We start from the raw sequence: 1,400 nt of genomic DNA on the forward strand, positions 1-1,400 counted from the left end.
TGAAGCAATCGGAAGTGGTTCCAAGAAAAGCCTCTAAGCTTCAGTCATACGAGACCGTACCGCAAACCGACACAGGTGGGCGAGATGAGTATTCTAAGGCGCTTGAGAGAACTCGGGAGAAGGAACTCGGCAAATTGGTACCGTAACTTCGGGAAAAGGTACGCCCCGGTAGCTTGACTGGTTTACTCCAGAAGGGTGAAAGGGTTGCAATAAACTGGTGGCTGCGACTGTTTAATAAAAACACAGCACTCTGCAAACACGAAAGTGGACGTATAGGGTGTGACGCCTGCCCGGTGCTGGAAGATTAAATGATGGGGTGCAAGCTCTTGATTGAAGTCCCAGTAAACGGCGGCCGTAACTATAACGGTCCTAAGGTAGCGAAATTCCTTGTCGGGTAAGTTCCGACCTGCACGAATGGCGTAACGATGGCCACACTGTCTCCTCCCGAGACTCAGCGAAGTTGAAATGTTTGTGATGATGCAATCTACCCGCGGCTAGACGGAAAGACCCCATGAACCTTTACTGTAGCTTTGCATTGGACTTTGAACCAATCTGTGTAGGATAGGTGGGAGGCTTTGAAGCGGTGACGCCAGTCATCGTGGAGCCATCCTTGAAATACCACCCTGGTTTGTTTGAGGTTCTAACCTTGGTCCGTTATCCGGATCGGGGACAGTGCATGGTAGGCAGTTTGACTGGGGCGGTCTCCTCCTAAAGTGTAACGGAGGAGTTCGAAGGTACGCTAGATACGGTCGGACATCGTGTTGATAGTGCAATGGCATAAGCGTGCTTAACTGCGAGACTGACAAGTCGAGCAGGTACGAAAGTAGGACATAGTGATCCGGTGGTTCTGTATGGAAGGGCCATCGCTCAACGGATAAAAGGTACTCTGGGGATAACAGGCTGATTCCTCCCAAGAGTTCATATCGACGGGGGAGTTTGGCACCTCGATGTCGGCTCATCACATCCTGGGGCTGTAGCCGGTCCCAAGGGTATGGCTGTTCGCCATTTAAAGTGGTACGTGAGCTGGGTTTAAAACGTCGTGAGACAGTTTGGTCCCTATCTGCCGTGGGCGTTGGAAATTTGAAGGGGGCTGCTCCTAGTACGAGAGGACCGGAGTGGACAGACCTCTGGTGTACCGGTTGTCACGCCAGTGGCATTGCCGGGTAGCTAAGTCTGGAAGAGATAACCGCTGAAAGCATCTAAGCGGGAAACTTGCCTTGAGATGAGATTTCCCAGAGCCTTGAGCTCTTTAAAGGGTCGTTCGAGACCAGGACGTTGATAGGTCAGGTGTGGAAGTGCAGTAATGCATTAAGCTAACTGATACTAATTGCCCGTACGGCTTGTCCCTATAACCTTAGCAGGTGCAGAGATAAGAAATGCGCGTTGTGTTTTGTGCGATA

The 1,400-nt window shown here is 51.0% G+C and carries 1 rRNA gene; it reads left to right on the forward strand.

Going from position 1 to position 1,400, the window contains the following annotated elements:
• Positions 1-1,348, forward strand: a 23S ribosomal RNA gene (locus F1609_RS33875); the annotation flags it as partial.
• Positions 1,349-1,400 lie beyond the last annotated feature (52 nt).

Origin of the sequence: Massilia aquatica, from assembly GCF_011682045.1 — a bacterium.
In the GTDB taxonomy this organism is placed as follows: Bacteria; Pseudomonadota; Gammaproteobacteria; order Burkholderiales; family Burkholderiaceae_D; genus Telluria_A; species Telluria_A aquatica.